Source organism: Cytobacillus stercorigallinarum (assembly GCF_014836495.1).
Taxonomy (GTDB): Bacteria; Bacillota; Bacilli; order Bacillales; family Cytobacillaceae; genus Cytobacillus; species Cytobacillus stercorigallinarum.
This window is the reverse complement of the sequence record NZ_JACSQT010000009.1, coordinates 140,704-161,734: the sequence shown is the minus strand read 5'-3', so window position 1 is coordinate 161,734 and position 21,031 is coordinate 140,704. Positions and strand designations below refer to the sequence as shown.

Sequence of the window (21,031 nt, the reverse complement as noted above, 5' to 3'; positions counted from 1 at the left end):
AAATGGCAGAAAATAAGAAAAAAATGGAGTTTAATATTATTAAAAGTGACCCAACCGAAGGGCATGGTGGATTCGGGGCCGGTGCGTTTAGTTTAGATAATGTTTCGCCGGTTATTATTGATGTTAATGAAAAAGAGGCTTCAATCGAGGTTGGGGCAATGCATGCCCGCAGCCCACAAGAAAGAGGAATTAAGTTTTTAAAAACAAAAGAGGAAGTCCCTAATGGAAAGCCGTATTGGTTAATTTGGGTAACGGTAGAACGCGGAGAAAAAGGTACGTATTATGCAGGAGTTACCGCTTGTGAATTTACAGTTGATCGTTCAATTAGAAGAGGGTATAAGTCCCTTCCTGAACATGTGAATCGAATGGATAAATCAATCAAAGGTCAAGTCATTGTTGATCATATGGATGATTCTTCTAAAGAAGTATTAACAAAATTCTTACAAGATTATGATGCAGGTATGTGGGAAAGATCTTCAGAACAGCTAAAAACAGATTTGCAAGTATAAGAGACAAATTCAGCCATAATTGTGGCGTATTTGTGACAGTTTATTGAAGGGATTTACAAAGTATTGCTTCATGTGGATAAAAAAAGTAAACTTAATACTAGTGCAAAGCACTGTATAGAACTAGGACACGAAAAACCTCGGCAGCTACTGTCGAGGTTTTTCATTATTTCTACTATTGCCATGTTTGTGAGCGAATTATGAAGTCCATGGTAATATCTTCTTGTACCAAGGCTTTTTTTCCTTAGGAGTTGGCTCTTTCTCTATTTGTTTTTCCTCTGCACCATATTCAGGAAGGTGAAGCGAACAGTATTCTGTTGGTTCGGTTCCCTTTATAAAGTAGGTAAGGCGTTTGTCAGGGCAATTTTCCGTTGCTAGTTTGCCAGTGGAAGGTTCAACATAAACGCCCACCGTGTTTTTTGTTGGTGTAAACTGGCGGACGGGTAAGCCCTGGTGCGCATCTTCCATATAATTCCCCCAAATTGTCTTTGCAAACGCCTTTTCCTTCACAAGGTCGATCGTTTGATTATCATCGTAACCTGTCCATACAGCGGTAACGAGCTGGGGAGAGAATCCAGCCATCCAGCTATCAGTCTCTGTCGAACCAGACTTTGCTGCGTAAGGTCTTGTGAGTTGATCGCTAATAGTGGATCCAGTCACACTAGCATAACCATTCAATGTCTGATCAAAAATGCCTGTCATCATCTCTGTTACGACAAAAGCGGTATCCTTATCTAATATTTGCTCATTTGATCCCTTAGCCTCGTAAAGGACGTCTCCTTTATAATCCTCAACTCTTGTTATAAATACAGGATCAGTACGCTTACCACCATTCGCTAACATGCTGTATGCATTGGCGAGCTCTGTTACTCTTAATCCGGATGTACCGAGTGCAAGTGAAGGAACTTTGGCCATTTTAGACTGAATACCAAAATCTTTAGCGGTCTTAACGAGTGTTTCTTCACCTAAAAATAAGTGGGTTTTCACAGCATAGATATTATCCGAAAGCGCTAGTGCCTGCGCCATTGTAATCTCTCCATCTGCATACTTATTATTAAAATTGTGAGGTGCATAGGTTGATTGTCCATCGTCAAACCGAAAAGTTGTAGGTTTGCTCATTACTGTTGATGCTGGTGTAAACCCTTGTTTAATGGCCGCATAATATAAAAGGGGCTTCATTGTAGATCCAGGCTGTCTGATCGCTTGTAAAGCTCTATTAAATGAGCTCTCTTCGTAATCCGTTCCGCCAACCATTGCTTCCACATGTCCATTTTTAGGATTCATTGATACGAACCCAACTTGCATGGAAGTATCTTCTGTCATCACTTCTTCAATTGTTTTCTCTGCTATCTCTTGTTTTTGGCGATCTAGGGTTGTGTAAACGCGTAAACCACCAAGTTCAATCATTCTTTCATCAAGATCCAATTGAGATTTTAGAACAGCTTTGACTGCATCTTGAAAGTAGGGGGCAACAGTGTTCACATAATATTGATGCTCACCAACGAAAGTAAGCTCTTCATTGAAAGCATTGGCCATTTCCTCTTTCGTAATATATTGATTTTCTACCATAGAAGTTAAGATTAACTTCTGCCGTTGTTTTGCTTTCTCAAATGAGGCAAGAGGTGAATAGACACTTGGTCCTTTTGGAATACCTGCGAGCATAGCGGATTCAGCCAAAGTTAAATCAGCTGCATCTTTTCCAAAATAAAACTGACTAGCTGCTTGTGCACCGTAAGCCCTGTTACCGTAATAGATTGTATTTAAATAGCCTTCTAGTATTTGCTCTTTTGTGTAACTCATTTCTATTCTTAGGGTATAGAACGCTTCTTTTATTTTCCTAGTCCACGTTTTATCTTGATCGAGAAAGAGGTTTTTAGCGTATTGCTGACTAATTGTACTCGCACCTTGTACCTTTGCCATTGCTTTTAAGTCTGCTAGCAAGGCGCCAGCAATTCTTTTATAATCAAAGCCATGATGTTCATAAAAACTCTGGTCTTCAATCGCGATCGTTGCATGGATTAAGTCTGGAGAAATATCAGTAATATCCGCCCAATACCTTTTCTCACCTGTGTGACTTTCACCAATAATAGACTCGTCACTTGCCATATACAAAGTGGATTGTGGTACGGCAAGTGGAGGAGGACCTAAAATTTTGGCATAAATGAAAATACCGATGAGCAGGCAGACTACTAACCCTAAACCTACTAAGCTACAAATGACGAGTGCTCGCAAATATTTACCTGCATTTCTAAAGCGTTGATTTGTCATGATTTCCACATATACCACCCCCATTTTAATGTGTCTCGTATACATATAGTATTGAAAATTATAGGGTATTTTAAACATGCATATTTTTGATCACACGAATATCAAAACTTTGTATTGAAAACCCCCGAATGGGTCAAATAGGGAGAGAAAAGTCAAAGACAGGAAAAGAAAAGAGAAGTCAGGATAGCAAACATCGAAATCGGTTCAAACCTAGAGCCAAAAAGCCAAAGACTGGTTCAATTTCATAATAATCAGTGTGAAGATTCTATTTAGCCTATTCCACTCTTTAACTGGTATCTGCTTTTTAACAAAATTTTCACTTGCAATTTTGCTAGAATCCTCTATACTTTTCTCATGTTTGTCATTTTGCTTTTCGGGAACGATAAGGTTAAATGAGGCACTTTTTATTTAGAAAGGATTGAAGAATAATGAGCATTTGGTTTACTGAAAAACAAACAGAAAACTTCGGTATCACGATGAAGGTGAATCGAACTTTACATACGGAACAGACAGATTTTCAAAAGCTAGACATGGTAGAAACAGAAGAGTGGGGCAATATGCTTCTTCTAGATGATATGGTTATGACTTCTGTGAAGGATGAGTTTGTTTATCATGAAATGGTCGCTCATGTGCCTTTATTTACTCACCCAAACCCTGAGAATATCCTTGTTGTCGGTGGTGGAGACGGAGGCGTTATTCGTGAAGTGTTAAAGCACCCTAGCGTGAAAAAAGCGACACTTGTAGATATTGATGGGAAGGTTATTGAATTCTCGAAAAAATACTTACCAGAAATTGCAGGAAAGCTTGAAGACCCGCGTGTAGAAGTAAAAGTGGGCGACGGTTTCATGCATATTGCTGAAAGTGAAAACGAATATGACGTCATTATGGTCGATTCAACAGAACCAGTAGGTCCAGCTGTTAACTTATTTACAAAAGGTTTTTATGCAGGAATTGCTAAAGCATTGAAGGAAGATGGATTATTCGTAGCGCAGTCAGATAATCCGTGGTTTAAAGCAGACTTAATCCGCAATGTTCAAAAGGATGTCAAAGAAATTTTCCCAATTACACGTCTATATGTGGCGAATATCCCTACTTATCCTAGTGGATTATGGGCATTCACTATCGGTTCGAAAAAGCACGATCCTCTAAAAGTGGAAGAAGAGCGTTTCCATGAAATAGAGACGAAATATTATACAAAAGAACTACATCAGGCTTCATTTGTACTACCAAAATTTGTTCAAGATTTAGTGGAATAAGGAGGTCTCTCTATGCGCTTTGATGAAGCTTATTCAGGAAATGTGTTTATTAAAAGTCATCCGCATTATGAAGACAGCCGTGCTGTTATTTATGGGATGCCAATGGACTGGACAGTCAGCTATCGTCCTGGTTCAAGATTCGGCCCAACAAGAATAAGAGAAGTGTCCATCGGTCTTGAAGAGTATAGTCCTTATTTAGATCGCGAACTAGAAGAAGTGAAATTTTTTGATGCGGGAGATATTCCATTACCATTTGGAAATCCGCAAAAAAGTATCGATATGATAGAGGAATACATTGATGGCCTACTGGCAGATAACAAATTCCCTATTGGTATGGGTGGGGAGCATTTAGTTAGTTGGCCTGTCATAAAGGCGATGTATAAGAAATACCCTGACTTAGCAATTATCCATATGGATGCACATACAGATTTACGAGATGATTACGAAGGAGAACCGCTTTCTCATAGTACACCAATCAAGAAGGCGGCTAACCTCATTGGTCCAACAAACGTCTATTCATTTGGCATTCGTTCTGGTATGAAAGAAGAGTTTCAATGGGCTAAAGAAGTCGGCATGCATATTTCTAAATTTGAAGTGTTAGCACCTTTGAAGGAAGTACTACCAAAATTGGCGGGACGTCCTGTTTATGTGACGATTGATATCGATGTCCTTGACCCTGCACATGCGCCGGGTACAGGTACGGTTGATGCTGGGGGTATCACATCTAAGGAGCTTTTAGCCTCTATTCATGAGATTGCTCATGCTGATGTGAATGTTGTTGGTTGTGACCTAGTCGAAGTAGCCCCTATTTATGACCCGTCAGAACAAACTGCGAATACAGCTAGTAAGCTTATTCGGGAAATGATTTTAGGTTGGGTGAAATAAATTTTATAATGCGAACAAATTCCCGGATTAAGAGAATTTGTTCGTTTTTTATTTGATTTTGTGTTTATGCATGATGTAAAAAGTTCCATAATGTCTTTTTCATCAGAAAAGACTCTGGTCGTTGGGGGTATACTAGTGGTCAAAGTTGTTCTTGTATAATTATTCACGACTGGCAGATAACTTTAATTTGTTTTATACTAATAAGGTTATAGAATTTTCGTTTGAAACGGTATAAAGGATGTGGAGGGATTGTCGAAAGTTTTAGATGATCAAATTCCTGTAAAAATAAATGTGAAAACGACCATCCATGATGGGAATAGTAAGGATACTTTTGAATTAACGGCGGTTGGTCGATACTATAAAAAAGGGAATGCTAGATATCTTCAATATGAGGAAGAGATGGATGTAGGCATGGTGAAAACCATTGTAAAAATGACTGAGGATGACGGTTTAATCTTACGAAGTGGTTCAATAAAAATGCGCTTGCCATTTAAAATGCATCAATCTTTAAGAGGCAATTATACGACCCCATATGGTGTGTTTAATTTGAAAACTTTAACGAAAAGAATGGTGCATGAGTTTAAAGAAGAGACAAGCAATGGCTCCATTGATTTGATGTATGATTTACACATGCAAGGAGCTAAAGCAGGGACCTATCATCTAACCATTGCATTTGAGGAGGAAAACTGAGTGAATATCGTTGAACAAGTGCAACACAATTTGAAACAGGAAATTAAACAAGCGGTCATTAAAGCTGGCTTGGCAGAAGAAGGACAAATTCCTGATGTGATTCTAGAAATACCAAAAGACAAAACGCATGGTGATTATTCAACAAATATGGCGATGCAACTTGCGAGAGTTGCAAAAAAAGCGCCAAAAATGATTGCTGAAGATATTATTACTCACTTTGATCAATCAAAAGCTTCAATTGAAAAGATGGAAATCGCTGGGCCGGGATTTCTGAATTTTTATATGGATAATCGTTATTTAACGAACTTAATTCCTACCGTGTTAGAAGCAGGTGAAGCGTACGGTCAAACAAATGTAGGTAATGGCACAAAAGTTCAAGTAGAGTTCGTTTCTGCTAATCCAACAGGTGATTTACACCTCGGCCATGCGCGCGGGGCAGCGGTTGGTGATTCATTATCCAACATTCTTGCGAAGGCAGGCTATGATGTTACACGTGAATACTATATTAACGATGCCGGCAACCAAATTAATAATCTCGCTTACTCTGTAGAAGCCCGTTATTTCCAAGCGTTAGGTATGGAAAAAGAGATGCCTCAAGACGGTTATCATGGGGAGGATATTATTAATATCGGTAAAACACTTGCTAAAGAACATGGTACTGAGTATGTCGATTACGATGCCCAAGAGCGTTTTGACACTTTCCGTGAGTATGGCCTGAAATATGAAATGGAAAAATTAAAAAATGACTTGGAAGATTTTCGTGTTCCTTATGATGTATGGTATTCAGAGACTTCACTTTATCATAATGGTAAAATCGATCGTGCATTGGAAGCGTTAAAAGAGAATGGTCATATATACGAAGAAGATGGTGCGACATGGTTCCGCTCTACTACTTTTGGTGATGACAAAGACCGTGTTTTGATTAAAAATGACGGATCTTATACGTACTTAACACCAGATATTGCTTATCACAAAGATAAATTAGAGCGTGGATTTGAAAAAGTTATTAACGTTTGGGGTGCAGACCACCACGGTTATATCCCGCGTATGAAAGCAGCCATCCAAGCGCTTGGTTATAGTAAAGAAGCCCTTGAAGTTGAAATTATTCAGCTCGTTCATTTATATAAAAATGGCGAGAAAATGAAAATGAGTAAACGTACAGGTAAAGCAGTAACAATGCGTGATCTCGTAGAAGAAGTCGGTTTAGATGCGACTCGTTATTTCTTCGCGATGAGAAGTGCGGACACTCATTTAGATTTTGATTTAGATTTAGCTGTATCTCAGTCTAACGAGAACCCTGTATATTATGCACAGTATGCACATGCACGTATTTCAAGCATCTTAAGACAAGGGGAAGAACAAGGATTAGTACTCGACGATCAAGCTGACTTTTCATTAATCGGAGCAGAGAAAGAGCTAGATGTATTGAAGAAAATTGGCGAATTCCCACAAGCAGTAGGTGAAGCAGCTGAGAAGCGTATGCCTCACCGAATTACCAATTATATCTTTGACTTAGCATCTACTTTCCATAGCTTCTATAATGCTGAAAAAGTCTTAGATAGCGAGCAGCTTGAAAAATCAAAAGCAAGACTAGCACTAATTAAAGCGGTGCAAACAACATTGAAAAATGCATTAGCATTAATCGGTGTATCTGCACCTGAAAAAATGTAAGAGACAAAAAGCGTCCACTCAATGTAGTGGCGCTTTTTTCTTGATTTGGACAATAAGAAAGGGGAGTGAATTTGCTGCAATCAGGAATTGCTAGGCATTTCCATGGAGATTCTTTCACTAGGATAGAACCTAAAACAGACTAATGGATCATTAGTCTGCTTCAGGTTTATTTTATTTCTATAACATATTTATTCATAGACTTGGATAACAGCAAACAGTTTCTCGTCCACTATTTCCATTCAACCGTTCCACCACTTACACGCTTCACGCCGCGGATAGAAGCTACATCTTTAACAAGTTGTAAACATGCTAAGTTTTTTGCCTTCGCTTCAATCATTAAATCAACATCTTGACCTACTTCGCGAATGATCGTTAGCAATGGTTTTACAAACTGGAAATCCACATAGTCAGCATGGGATCGATAGGCTTTATCTGATTTAGGAGAAGATAGATGGATTTTAGGTCGCATACCCATAGGGCTCCATGTTTGAAACACGCGTGGTAATAATTCTATTAAAGGACTGTCCACGAGATTTGCCATATGGTGATGATAATCAAAAATCATTGGCACCTTTTCTTCTTCACATACAGCTAGTGTTTCCTCGGCATTATAGGTTTTATCATCGTTTTCTAACGTCATTCTCGCTTTAATATGTGCAGGCAAAGTTTTAAGATTTTTCTCGAAACGTTTTAATGAGGTTATCTTATCACCATAAGCACCGCCTATATGTATATTGATAATAGCAGTTTCACTTAAACCCATCGCTTCAAGCATGTCATAATGATATTGCATGTCAATAACGGCATTTTCGGTGACTTCCTGCCTAGGAGAAGTGAATAAAGTAAACTGATTAGGGTGGAAGCTTACGCGTAAATGATGGTCTTTCATCAGTTTACCTAATGCATACCATTCATCCTTAAAGGGCGATTGGAAGTCCCATTTCACGTCAGGATGAGTAGCAAGTGGCACGATGGAACTTGATAAGCGATATAATGGGATTTCATGAGCAATATTATAATGAACCATTCGTTTTGTGTGAGCAAGATTAAGGGCAGTAATTTCTTTAAGCTTATCTAATCTTTCATTTGCCTTTAATTGTTGATAGCGAGCGTAAGTAAGTGTTTTTGCAGGGGAGGCATCCCAAAGTGTAATCGCATGAGATACATACCCGAAACGTATTGAAATCAATAGTTATTGGCTCCTTATAAAAAGAGATCTACACAGCGTGCTAATAATTCTTTTCCTTGCCTCATCAGGTTGAAACCGGAAATATCTTGATATTGCAGCTTTTTTGCATTCCCTAAGTCCTTATGAAATACCTCACGTACTTCTTTATGAAAATGAGGCTCCTCGCTATAAAAATTTATTTCATCATTAAGAAAGAAGCTTCTTTTATCAAAATTAGCTGTTCCGACGACAGCAACTTCATCGACGATCATTGCTTTTGCATGATAAAAACCTTTTTTATACTCATACACTTCTGCTCCAGCCTTAAGTAATGGACGTAAGTAACGATGGGACGCTTCTTTGACAAGAAAGTGGTCACTCGTAGACGGGACCATAATTGTTACTTTTACTCCTCTTGTTAAGGCAGATAATAAATGCTGCATCACTTCTACATCGGGGATAAAATAGGGTGTACCAATTTCAATGTATTGTTCAGCATTTTCAATCAGTGTGACATATTCCTCTTTTAAAAATGCGCCATCAGTCACTTTAAACTGATGTTGTACATTGCCTTTTGCCATATCTTCTGGGAAATACTTTGCAGTTTTACTTACTAATTGATTGCTAGCATCTGCCCAGTCTTGTAGGAAAACATTTTGTAAAGTATGTGTACCTTCTCCAGTTATTTTTAAATGATAATCGCGCCATGGTGTCAGTTTACGGTCAAGGTTTATATACTCAGGGCCTACATTAAATCCACCTAAATATCCTACTTTTCCATCAATTACAGAAATTTTCCTATGATTTCTTGCTTGTACGTTGTAAAATAGAAAGGGAAACGTAGGTGTATGGGCAAAGGATAGTTGAATGCCATGAGAACGTAACTCTTTTTTGAGTTTAAAATTCAGAATAATCGGTAAACTACCAACCCAATCTAATAGGAGGCGCACCTCGACACCTTCATTCGCTTTTTGTTTTAAGATAGTTAAAAAGTCCTGTCCTATTCCTTCGTCTTTAACAATATAAAAGAGAATATGGATATGATGTTTTGCTTTTTTTAATTCCGTAAAATAATCATCAAATAATGAAGGTCCGTCCGCAAAAAGGACAAAGTCAGCGTAAGCGGGGGAGGGATTCATTCGGTTGACTGTTTTTAAATGTTTTTTACGACCAAGGGCATAATCGACCCAAAGAAGAAAAATAAATACGATAGCAATCAGCACGATGACCGCAACAGAAAGAAGGATTGTCAAGTTGATCATCTCCCAAAACAGTATGTTTAAATAGTATCTCCATAGAGACCTATTCTATTATCGCTTTTATTGCCTGAAGAAAAAAGGATAAAATAAATAAAAAATAGTTGACTGAATGCTCATTCATTATATAATGGAACTATGATTTAAATTCAGAAAATTTTAATACGATAAAATTTTCTCTTTACATTGAATAATCTTCCTATACACATGGATTAGATGAGAAAGGAGTAGAGCAAACGTGAATGCATTATTATGGGTTAATCTTATTGCGACCATTCTTGTAATCGCTTACGCACTTAGTTTGTTTGCTTATTTACTCAAGACCAGATATGAGTACATTAAGCTTGGAAAGAAGACAGCATTTGACAACAATGTCAAAGAGCGTATGAACAAAATTTGGGTCAATGTATTTGGACAAAAGAAGCTTTTAAAGGATAAAAAAAGTGGCGCCATCCACGTCATGTTCTTCTATGGCTTTATTTTAGTCCAGTTTGGTGCAATCGATTTTATTATCAAAGGCATTTCGCCTGGATCACATCTTCCATTAGGTCCGTTGTATCCAGGATTCACTTTTTTCCAAGAAATCGTTACTTTAATGATTTTGGTTGCCGTCATCTGGGCATTTCACAGAAGATATGTTGAAAAGCTCGTACGTCTAAAAAGAGGCTTTAAATCAGGGATTGTCTTAATTTTTATTGGCGGCTTGATGTTATCTGTTTTATTAGGAAATGGCATGTCGATGATTTGGCATGGGCATGATCCTGTATGGACCGAGCCGGTCGCTTCGCTTTTCGCCATCGCCTTATCATGGATTGGTGAAACAGCTTCTATAGTCGTCTTTTATGTTTCTTGGTGGATTCACTTATTATTCCTACTCGCTTTCCTAGTCTATATTCCACAATCGAAGCATGCTCATTTGATTGCTGGACCAGTAAACGTATATTTCAATAGATTAGATAACCCAGGAAAGTTAAAGCCAATCGATTTTGAAGATGAATCACAAGAGACATTTGGTGTTGGACATATTGAGGAGTTTTCGCAATTACAAATGATCGACTTTTATGCTTGTGTGGAGTGTGGTCGTTGTACAAATATGTGTCCGGCAACAGGAACAGGTAAAATGTTGTCTCCGATGGATCTCATCATTAAGTTGCGTGATCATTTAACATTCCATGGGGCTGCTGTGACTAGAAAACAACCATGGGTACCGACATTTGCCTTTTCTAATACGAAGGGGAATCAAATTGCTTTAGCGGCTGGGGCAGAAGGTGCTGAAGAGGCGGCAGCGAGCCTCGCTTATAGTCCGAGTTTGATTGGAGAAGTCATTACAGAAGAAGAAATTTGGGCATGTACAACTTGCCGTAATTGTGAAGACCAATGCCCAGTTATGAACGAACATGTAGATAAAATCATTGACTTACGCCGATATCTTGTTCTAACAGAAGGTAAAATGGATGCCGATGCACAACGTGCGATGACGAATATTGAACGTCAAGGAAATCCATGGGGGCTAAACAGGAAAGAGCGCGAAGATTGGAGAAGCCTTCGTGAAGATGTACATGTGCCTACAGTGAAAGAAATGAAAAAAGCAGATGAATCTTATGAGTATCTGTTCTGGGTAGGAGCAATGGGTTCTTATGATAACCGTAGTCAGAAAATTGCCCTTTCCTTTGCTCGTCTTTTGAATGAGGCAGGAGTTAAATTCGCCATCCTTGGCAATAAAGAAAAGAACTCTGGTGATACACCAAGACGTCTAGGGAATGAGTTTTTATTCCAAGAGTTAGCAACAAAGAATATCGAAGAGTTTGAGAAAAATGAAGTGAAGAAAATCGTAACAATCGATCCACATGCTTATAATATCTTTAAAAATGAATATCCAGACTTTGGGCTTAAGGCCGAGGTTTACCACCATACGGAAGTATTAGCGAAATTGGTGAAGGACGGTGTGTTAAAACCACAATATGCCGTAGAAGAAACGATTACTTTCCATGATTCCTGCTATCTAGGACGCTATAACGAAGTATATGATCCGCCTCGTGAAATTTTAAAATCGATTTCAGGTGTGAAACTGATTGAGATGGAAAGAAACCGAGAAAAGGGAATGTGCTGTGGCGCTGGCGGTGGATTAATGTGGATGGAAGAAGAAACAGGCAACCGTGTGAATGTTTCACGTACAGAACAAGCATTAGCAGTCAATCCAACAGTAATTAGTTCAGGGTGCCCATATTGCTTAACAATGTTATCAGATGGAACAAAAGCAAAAGAAGTAGAAGAAAATGTACAAACATATGATGTAGCTGAGCTGTTAGAAAAAGCCGTTATCGGTGAACAAACACTCGCTTCATAAAATAAGGAGAGAGGAATTAGAACGTATAAAAATTCAGTAAAAATAAATTTTATGAATTTTTAGGATATTGTTTTAATTCTTCTCTCTTTTCGTGTAAAATAAAGTAAATAAAGCGCTTTCATGATATTCTTAGAAATTCTTCTTTTTTCTATGGACAGTCTTTGAGCGAGCGTTCAGTCAATATCGTTTGAGTTGAAAGAAAATTACGTGAATAAGAGATAAATAGGAATGGAGTGAAAAATTTTGAGTAAAACAGTCATTATTGCAGGGGCAAGAACCCCTTTTGGTAAGTTTGCTGGTGGACTTAGTTCTCTCACTGCTTCAGATCTAGGTGGCATCGTTGTAAAAGAAGCGCTAAAACGAGCGAATGTTGCAGGGGAAGATGTGGGCGAAGTGATCTTAGGCTCAGTTTTACAAGGAGGGCAAGGACAACTCCCGTCAAGACAAGCAGCGCGAAAAGCTGATTTACCTTGGGAAGTGAAAACGGAGACAATCAATAAGGTTTGTGCATCAGGAATGAGAAGTGTGACCTTAGCAGATCAAATTTTGCGACTAGGTGAAGAAGAAATCATTGTTGCCGGTGGGATGGAGTCGATGAGTAATGCTCCTTATCTTCTGCCAAAAGCTAGATGGGGATTAAGAATGGGCGATGGCAAAGTACAGGATTTAATGACATATGACGGTTTAACTTGTAGCTTCTCTGGTGTGCATATGGGCACTTACGGGAATGAAACAGCTGAAGCCTTCGATATTAGTAGAGAAGAACAGGATAGATGGGCATTGAGGAGTCACCAACGTGCAACAGAAGCGATTAAATCAGGCAAATTGGCTGAAGAAATTGTACCTGTAGAAATCCCGCAAAGAAAAGGTGATAGCATTGTCGTTTCTGAAGATGAAGCGCCTAGAAAAGATACTTCTTTAGAAAAATTAGCTAAACTTGGATCTGCGTTTGGTCCAGGTGGAAGTATTACTGCAGGAAATGCCCCTGGTGTAAATGACGGTGCAGCTGCCCTTGTACTAATGAGCGCAGAAAAGGCAGAGCGTGAAGGAAAAGAGATAGGGGCTGTTATTCTCGGCCATACAGCCATTGCAGTAGAAGCAAAGGACTTCCCGCAAACGCCTGGCTTAGTCATTAATGAGTTATTAAAAAAGACAGGTAAAAACTTGGATGATATTGATTTATTTGAAATAAATGAAGCCTTTGCCGCAGTTGCCTTAACGAGTGGCAGAATTGCCAAATTAGATGAAGAGAAGGTAAATGTGAATGGCGGTGCGGTTGCCCTCGGTCACCCGATTGGTGCAAGTGGTGCAAGGATTATTTTAACACTCATGCATGAATTACAGCGTAGAGGTGGCGGTATTGGTATAGCTGCGATTTGTTCAGGTGGGGGTCAAGGTGACGCAGTAATGATAGAAGTGGCAAAACAATAATTTCCTGGAGGGAGTAAATAAATGAGTATCAATACAGTAATGGTGATCGGTGCAGGACAAATGGGTTCCGGAATCGCGCAAGTTTGTGCGCAAGCGGGATTCACTGTTTATTTAAATGATTTAAAGCAGGAATTTTTAGACCGTGGGCTAAGTGTGATTAAAAAGAATTTAACTAGACAAGTTGATAAAGGGAGAATGCAAGCAGAAGAAATGGAGAATGTCCTTGCTAATCTCACCCCTTCAACGTCATTAGAAGATGCGAAACAGGTTGATTTAGTGATAGAAGCAGCTGTTGAAAACATGGAAGTGAAGACAAAGATATTTAACCAACTAGATGAAATCACGCCAGCACATACGATATTAGCATCCAATACATCCTCTTTACCAATTACGGAAATTGCCGCAGCGACTAAACGTCCCGAGAAAGTGATTGGTATGCATTTTATGAACCCTGTACCTGTCATGAAACTAGTCGAAATTATCCGTGGTTTAGCCACAACAGACGAAGTGTATCAAGCAATTGAGGACATGACGAAACAATTAAATAAGGTGCCAGTGGAAGTAGAAGACTTTCCAGGGTTTGTTTCTAACCGCATTCTCATGCCGATGATTAACGAGGCAGTCTATACGTTATATGAAGGGGTTGCAACGAAAGAAGCAATTGATGATGTCATGAAGCTCGGTATGAACCATCCAATGGGACCGTTGACCTTAGCAGATTTTATCGGTTTAGATACTTGTCTCTATATTATGGAAATTTTACACGAAGGCTTCGGTGATGATAAATATCGCCCATGTCCTTTACTTAGAAAGTATGTAAAGGCTGGATGGCTAGGTAAGAAAACGGGTAAAGGGTTTTACGAATACGCTTAATGGTTTAGTAAGTTAAATAATTAGTGGAAGTGTATGGAAAATTCGTTTTGAACCTTGCTTAGACACTTACAATTGACGACATCGGGGGTTAATTATTATGCATTTAAAGTTTACTGAAGAGCAAGAAATGATGAGAAAAATGGTGAGGGATTTTGCTCAAGCCAAGATAGCTCCATTTGTGGAAAGGATGGAAGCTGGCGAGTTTCCGCGGGAAGTCTTGAGGAAAATGGGGGAACTTGGATTAATGGGGATTCCCATTCCAGAAAAATACGGCGGCTCTGGGATGGATTTTATGTCCTATATTATTGCGATTAATGAAATCTCTAAAGTAAGTGCAACAGTTGGCGTGATTTTATCTGTCCATACATCTGTAGGTACGAATCCAATTGTTTATTTCGGTACAGAAACACAAAAACAAAAGTATGTTCCTAAGTTAGCTAGTGGAGAATATTTGGGTGCGTTTTGTTTAACTGAACCAAGCGCGGGTTCTGATGCAGGAAGCTTAAAGTCAAAAGCGGTGAAAAAAGGTGATCAATACATCATCAACGGCTCTAAAGTATTTATTACAAACGGAGGAGAAGCGGATGTCTATATTGTCTTTGCTTCCACAGATCCAGCTTTAGGGACAAAAGGAATATCGGCTTTTATTGTTGACAAAGATACACCTGGTCTCGTCATCGGGAAAGATGAACATAAAATGGGACTTCATGGTTCGAGAACTTTACAGCTTAGCTTTGAAGATATGGCGGTACCTGCGGAAAACCTTTTAGGTGAAGAAGGTGAAGGCTTTAAGATTGCCATGTCAAATTTAGATGTGGGGAGAATTGGCATTGCCGCCCAAGCCCTGGGAATTTCAGAAGCGGCCCTTGAGGCAGCCACTCGTTATGCTAAGGAAAGAGTCCAATTCGGTAAGCCGATTGCAACTCAGCAAGGTATTGGCTTTAAGTTAGCAGATATGGCAACGGCAGTTGAAGGTGCAAGACTACTAATCTATCGTGCTGCTTATATGAGGCAAAACGGTCAAAAATGTGGAAAAGAAGCTTCAATGGCTAAATTATTCGCTTCTAAAACAGCGGTTGAAGTCACAACGGATGCGATTCAAGTATTTGGTGGATATGGTTATACAGAAGATTATCCTGTAGAAAGGTATTTCCGTGATGCAAAGATAACGGAAATCTACGAAGGAACAAGTGAAATTCAAAAGCTAGTAATCAGTAAACAACTTTAACAACTTATCTTGGAGGAATAATCATGAATTTTCAATTAAGTGAAGAACATGAAATGATTAGAAAAATGGTAAGAGATTTTGCTGAAAACGAAGTGGCGCCGACTGCTGCTAGTCGTGATGAAGAGGAACGCTTTGACCGCAATATTTTTAATAAAATGGCTGAACTTGGATTAACAGGCATTCCTTGGCCAGAGGAATACGGTGGTATTGGGAGTGACTACTTAGCATACTGTATAGCGGTGGAAGAACTGTCACGCGTCTGTGCATCTACTGGAGTGACTATCTCAGCACATACTTCTCTAGCAGGGTGGCCTATTTATAAATTTGGTTCAGAGGAACAAAAACAAAAATATTTAAAGCCGATGGCACAAGGTGAAAAAATAGGTGCTTATGGTCTAACGGAACCAGGTAGTGGATCTGATGCTGGTGGTATGAAAACAACGGCGAGATTAGAGGGCAACCATTACATTCTTAATGGCTCAAAAATTTTCATCACAAATGGTGGAGAAGCAGAAATCTATGTTGTATTTGCTTTAACTGACCCTTCAAATAAACATAAAGGAACAACGGCCTTTATTGTCGAGTCTAATTATGAAGGATTCTCTGTCGGCAAAAAAGAGAAAAAGTTAGGTATTCGTTCTTCTCCTACAACTGAAATCATTTTCGAAGAGTGCAAAGTACCAGTTGAAAATGTGCTCGGTGAAGTCGGTGAGGGCTTTAAGATTGCTATGATGACATTAGATGGGGGTCGTAATGGTATTGCTGCCCAAGCTGTCGGAATTGCTCAAGGTGCGTTAGATGCGGCAACTGCTTATGCGAAAGAGCGTGTCCAATTCGGCAAACCGATTGCGACACAGCAAGGAATTGGTTTTAAGTTAGCAGATATGGCAACAAGTGTAGAAGCAGCTAGACTATTAACCTATCAAGCAGCATGGTTGGAATCTGCTGGATTACCTTATGGAAAAGAATCAGCTATGTCTAAACTATTTGCTGGCGATGCAGCGATGAGGGTGACAACGGAAGCTGTGCAGGTATTTGGGGGTTATGGTTATACAAAGGATTATCCTGTCGAGCGTTATATGAGAGACGCAAAGATCACTCAAATTTATGAGGGTACTCAAGAAATTCAAAGATTAGTCATTTCAAGAATGATTACGAAATAACAGATCAAGCAATGGGGCTGTGATGATGTTTTTGACACGTATTCAGATCGCTGCCCCGCTTTAAATGATTCTTCTCTTAGATCCATTAAGTAAAGAGAGGTGTATACAGTCATCAACATGGATGGAGGGTATAAAAGGACGGTAGATAATAATGTCAAAAAGAGAAGTGCAGGCCTCTGTCAAAGATGAAAAGCTTGTAAAAAAAAGAAGAGATCAAATGATCAAAGGCGCGGTGAACCTATTCATTGAAAAAGGGTTCCACCGAACGACAACAAGAGAGATTGCGAAAGCTTCTGGATTTAGTATTGGTACATTATATGAATATATCGGTACAAAAGAAGACGTACTATACCTTGTCTGTGACAGTATTTATGATAAGGTTCGAGAGCATCTACAAAAGGGACTAGACACAAAAAAAGGAACGATTGATAGCCTGAGACAAGGGATAGCAGACTATTTCCGAGTCGTTGATGGCATGCAGGATGAAGTGCTAGTGATGTATCAGGAAGTAAAGTCTTTATCGAAAGACGCGCTACCTTATGTCTTAGAAAAGGAAATTGAAATGGTGGCAATGTTTGAGAAAGTAATAGATCTTTGCATAGAAAATGGAGAGCTTTCATTACCTGCGACAAAGGTTAAAATGATCGCTCATAATATTTTTGTCCAAGGACAAATGTGGGCGTTTAGACGTTGGTCATTACAAAGAATGTTTACGATAGAGGAATATATTGAGCTACAAACAGATTTGCTTTTTCAAGCAATACATGCAGAGAAACGATGATAGGTCACGCATAAAGATAACTGAAAATAAAATATTTTCTCAACTAAGATCACCTTCATCTAAAGAAAGAACAGCGAAGGTTAATGCTGTATGAAGAGGAGGATTTATCCATGAGTACGATAGAGGTTTATAAACCAAAGAATCATGTCCGATTTGTAACCGCTTCAAGTTTGTTTGATGGTCATGATGCATCTATTAATATCATGAGGCGTATTATTCAAGCGAGCGGGGCAGAGGTCATTCATCTTGGCCATAATCGGTCAGTTGAAGAGGTTGTGAATGCTGCCATACAAGAGGATGTCCAAGGGATTGCGATGTCATCCTATCAAGGAGGCCATGTTGAATATTTCAAGTATATGTATGACCTCTTACAAGAAAAGGGAGCCCCTCATATTCGGATCTATGGTGGTGGCGGAGGCGTTATTATCCCACGTGAAATCAGAGAGTTGCACGAATATGGCATAGCGAGAATTTTTTCACCGGAAGACGGCAGAAAGAATGGCTTGCAAGGGATGATCAATCAGATGCTAGAAGAGTGTGATTTTTCTACGTTTACCCAACAAGATGATCACTTAGTTAAGAAGCTTCCAGAAGGAAATGTGAATGCGATAGCAAGATTAATTACAATCGCTGAACATCACATTAGTTTAGAGAAAGAACTTGCAGTAACACTGGACCCTGTAATGGATAAAGTAAAGAAACTAGAGAAACAAGTTCCGGTCGTTGGTATCACTGGAACAGGGGGAGCGGGCAAAAGTTCATTAACGGATGAACTAATTAGAAGGTTTATCCATGATATCCCGGATAAGAAAGTGGCTATTCTTTCTGTTGATCCGACCAAACAAAAAACAGGTGGGGCATTACTCGGTGATCGGATAAGAATGAATGCGATTTTCCATCCGAGAGTCTATATGAGAAGCCTCGCAACAAGAAAAGCGAGAAGTGAATTATCACTGGCTATTAAGGATGCGATTTCAGTAGTAAAAGCTGCTGGTTTTGATTTAGTCATTGTCGAAACAAGTGGTATCGGTCAAGGGGATGCAGGTATCACGGATATTTGTGATGTCTCTATGTATGTGATGACTAGTGAATTTGGCGCTCCTTCACAGTTAGAAAAGATTGATATGATTGATTATGCGAATCTAATTGTGATCAATAAATTTGAACGTAAAGGGTCGGAGGATGCGAAAAGACAAGTACAAAAGCAATATCAGCGCAGTCACATGTTATTTGAAAAAGAACTTGATGACATGCCTGTATACGGTACGATTGCTAGTCAATTTAATGACCCGGGCACGAATGCTGTTTTTGCTAATCTAATTGAAATCATCAATAAGCAAGCGGGTCTAGATTGGATCACCACTTACGAGAAAACGGCTGATGTAGAAAAACAAAATGTCATCATTCCAAACGATCAACGTTACTATTTAAGGGAAGTTTCTGATACGGTACGCACCTATCATAAAAAAGCCGAAGAGCAAGCGGATTTAGCGAGAAAGCTTTTTCAATTAGAGGGTGCAATGACCATGTTATCTCAAGAAAAAGATTCAAGTGCGCTTGATGCCCTGCAAATGTTAAAAGATAAGACATATGAACAATTAACGAAGGAATCTAAGAAAATATTAGATGGTTGGGAACAGTTAAAAGAGCAATACAAAGGCGATAAGTTTGTCACAAAAATAAGGGATAAAGAAATCGTTACAATCTTGCGAACGAAAAGCTTATCTGGCTTAGATATCCCGAAAGTGGCTCTACCGAGTTATAAAGATTACGGAGAAATTATTAAGTGGGTTTATAAAGAAAATGTACCAGGTTCCTTCCCTTATACAGCTGGTGTCTTCCCTTTTAAACGAGAAGGAGAAGATCCGAAGAGACAATTTGCAGGTGAAGGTACACCGGAAAGAACGAACCGTCGTTTTCATTACTTATCAAAAGATGACGATGCGAAACGATTAAGTACGGCTTTTGATTCCGTTACTTTATACGGAGAAGATCCTGATTATCGCCCAGATATATATGGAAAAGTAGGAGAGAGTGGCGTAAGTATTTGCACGCTTGATGATATGAAGAAGCTTTATGCAGGCTTTGATCTTTGTCATCCAACCACTTCTGTTTCTATGACAATAAATGGTCCGGCACCTATCATCCTAGCGATGTTTATGAACACAGCCATTTCTCAGCAAGTTGAAAAGAAAGAAAAAGAACTAGGTAGAGGGCTCACAGTTGAAGAGTTTGAAGAAGTAAAAGCTTTCACTTTACAAACCGTACGTGGAACTGTTCAGGCTGATATTTTAAAAGAAGACCAAGGCCAGAATACTTGTATATTCTCCACTGAGTTTGCCTTAAGAATGATGGGAGATATTCAACAATATTTTATAGATCAAAAAGTCCGAAATTATTATTCTGTTTCCATCTCTGGCTATCATATTGCCGAGGCGGGAGCAAACCCTATCTCTCAATTGGCGTTTACTTTAGCCAATGGCTTTACTTATGTAGAATATTATTTAAGTAGAGGAATGAATATCAATGACTTTGCCCCAAACCTGTCATTTTTCTTTTCGAACGGTTTAGACCCAGAATATACGGTTCTCGGTCGTGTTGCACGACGTATATGGGCGACAGTAATGCGGGATAAATATGGTGCAAATGAAAGAAGTCAAAAATTAAAATACCATATTCAAACATCTGGTCGTTCTTTACATGCACAAGAAATAGATTTTAATGATATTCGTACAACGCTGCAAGCATTAATGGCACTCCAAGATAATTGTAATTCTCTTCATACCAATGCATATGATGAAGCGATCACAACACCGACAGAAGAATCAGTTAGACGAGCGATGGCGATTCAAATGATTATTACAAAAGAACATGGTTTGTCTAAAAATGAAAATCCTTTACAAGGTGCTTTCATTATTGATGAATTAACGGATTTAGTCGAAGAGCAAGTATTGGTTGAATTTGAGCGAATGAATGATCGCGGTGGCGTACTAGGTGCGATGGAGACTCAATATCAGCGCGGTAAAATTCAAGATGAATCAATGTATTATGAAATGAGAAAACATACCGGAGAGCTACCGATTATTGGTGTCAATACGTATATCAATCCGAATCCACCAGCAGATGATGCAGTTGACAGTATGGAAATTGCCAGGGCATCTAAAGAAGAAAAAGAAACACAAATACGTAATCTGCAACAGTTCCAAGAAAGAAATCAAGCAGTTGCTACAGAAGCACTGCAACGGTTAAAAAAGGTTGCAGTAAGCGGTGGCAATATTTTTGCCGAACTAATGGAAACAGTTAACGTAGCAAGTTTAGGACAGATAACAAATGCATTATATGAAGTGGGCGGACAATACAGGCGGAATATGTAGAGTAGCCATAACTGAATAATAACCCGGACCATCTACAATTTTACAAGGTGCGTTCGGGTTTTTAACCGTCTTTAGAAAGGCTTTTTTATTCGTTGACTTTTCCGGATTGATAAAATTGGGTACAATGGAGTAAA

General features: G+C 39.0%; 15 protein-coding genes. 12 read left to right on the top strand and 3 right to left on the bottom strand.

Translation table 11 applies throughout. The annotated features are described in order from the left end of the window. Positions 1-2 precede the first annotated feature (2 nt). Entirely contained in the window at positions 3-509 is a 507-nt protein-coding gene (locus H9655_RS17155; RefSeq protein ID WP_191816299.1) for a YwhD family protein, read from the top strand. 195 nt (positions 510-704) lie between these two features. On the opposite strand, the gene H9655_RS17150 is transcribed toward H9655_RS17155, so the two are convergent. Further along, a complete protein-coding gene (locus tag H9655_RS17150) occupies positions 705-2,783 on the bottom strand; it encodes a transglycosylase domain-containing protein (protein WP_191816297.1) in 2,079 nt (692 codons plus the stop codon). A 419-nt stretch (positions 2,784-3,202) separates the two neighbouring features. Between H9655_RS17150 and speE the strand changes: the two genes are divergently transcribed. The 4 genes from speE (at position 3,203) to argS (ending at position 7,276) form a co-directional block, all read left to right on the top strand. Next, positions 3,203-4,030 (top strand): spermidine synthase, encoded by an 828-nt coding sequence (gene speE, locus H9655_RS17145; protein ID WP_191816295.1) that lies wholly within the window; start codon positions 3,203-3,205, stop codon positions 4,028-4,030. A gap of 12 nt (positions 4,031-4,042) precedes the next feature. Further along, positions 4,043-4,915, top strand: coding sequence for an agmatinase (gene speB, locus H9655_RS17140; RefSeq protein WP_191816292.1), 873 nt, complete (start codon positions 4,043-4,045; stop codon positions 4,913-4,915). A gap of 249 nt (positions 4,916-5,164) precedes the next feature. Further along, positions 5,165-5,605 carry a DUF1934 domain-containing protein gene (locus H9655_RS17135; RefSeq protein ID WP_225230711.1) on the top strand — a complete coding sequence of 147 codons (441 nt, stop codon included), beginning with the start codon at positions 5,165-5,167 and terminating at the stop codon, positions 5,603-5,605. Beyond that, positions 5,606-7,276, top strand: a complete 1,671-nt coding sequence (gene argS / locus H9655_RS17130; RefSeq protein ID WP_191816290.1) for an arginine--tRNA ligase — start codon at positions 5,606-5,608, stop codon at positions 7,274-7,276. A gap of 229 nt (positions 7,277-7,505) precedes the next feature. Here argS and uvsE read toward each other — a convergent pair whose 3' ends face one another. Continuing rightward, on the bottom strand, positions 7,506-8,462 hold the full coding sequence (uvsE, locus tag H9655_RS17125) for a UV DNA damage repair endonuclease UvsE (protein ID WP_191816417.1): 957 nt from the start codon (positions 8,460-8,462) through the stop codon (positions 7,506-7,508). A 17-nt stretch (positions 8,463-8,479) separates the two neighbouring features. Beyond that, a complete protein-coding gene (cls, locus tag H9655_RS17120; protein ID WP_225230709.1) occupies positions 8,480-9,697 on the bottom strand; it encodes a cardiolipin synthase in 1,218 nt (405 codons plus the stop codon). A 241-nt stretch (positions 9,698-9,938) separates the two neighbouring features. Here cls and H9655_RS17115 point away from each other — a divergent pair, with 241 nt between their 5' ends. The 7 genes from H9655_RS17115 to icmF all read left to right on the top strand — a co-directional run bounded on the left by H9655_RS17115 (position 9,939) and on the right by icmF (position 20,897). Then, positions 9,939-12,047 carry a heterodisulfide reductase-related iron-sulfur binding cluster gene (locus H9655_RS17115; RefSeq protein ID WP_191816286.1) on the top strand — a complete coding sequence of 703 codons (2,109 nt, stop codon included), beginning with the start codon at positions 9,939-9,941 and terminating at the stop codon, positions 12,045-12,047. Between the two features lie 243 nt (positions 12,048-12,290). After that, positions 12,291-13,478 carry an acetyl-CoA C-acetyltransferase gene (locus H9655_RS17110; protein WP_191816284.1) on the top strand — a complete coding sequence of 396 codons (1,188 nt, stop codon included), beginning with the start codon at positions 12,291-12,293 and terminating at the stop codon, positions 13,476-13,478. A 21-nt stretch (positions 13,479-13,499) separates the two neighbouring features. Then, positions 13,500-14,351 (top strand): 3-hydroxybutyryl-CoA dehydrogenase, encoded by an 852-nt coding sequence (locus H9655_RS17105; RefSeq protein WP_191816282.1) that lies wholly within the window; start codon positions 13,500-13,502, stop codon positions 14,349-14,351. A 97-nt stretch (positions 14,352-14,448) separates the two neighbouring features. Continuing rightward, positions 14,449-15,579: an acyl-CoA dehydrogenase gene (locus H9655_RS17100; RefSeq protein ID WP_191816280.1), complete on the top strand. Its 1,131-nt coding sequence runs from the start codon at positions 14,449-14,451 to the stop codon at positions 15,577-15,579. Positions 15,580-15,602: 23 nt separating this feature from the next. Next, positions 15,603-16,742: an acyl-CoA dehydrogenase gene (locus tag H9655_RS17095; protein WP_191816278.1), complete on the top strand. Its 1,140-nt coding sequence runs from the start codon at positions 15,603-15,605 to the stop codon at positions 16,740-16,742. Positions 16,743-16,893: 151 nt separating this feature from the next. Then, positions 16,894-17,523, top strand: a complete 630-nt coding sequence (locus H9655_RS17090) for a TetR/AcrR family transcriptional regulator (protein ID WP_191816276.1) — start codon at positions 16,894-16,896, stop codon at positions 17,521-17,523. A 110-nt stretch (positions 17,524-17,633) separates the two neighbouring features. After that, on the top strand, positions 17,634-20,897 hold the full coding sequence (gene icmF, locus H9655_RS17085) for a fused isobutyryl-CoA mutase/GTPase IcmF (RefSeq protein ID WP_191816274.1): 3,264 nt from the start codon (positions 17,634-17,636) through the stop codon (positions 20,895-20,897). Positions 20,898-21,031 lie beyond the last annotated feature (134 nt).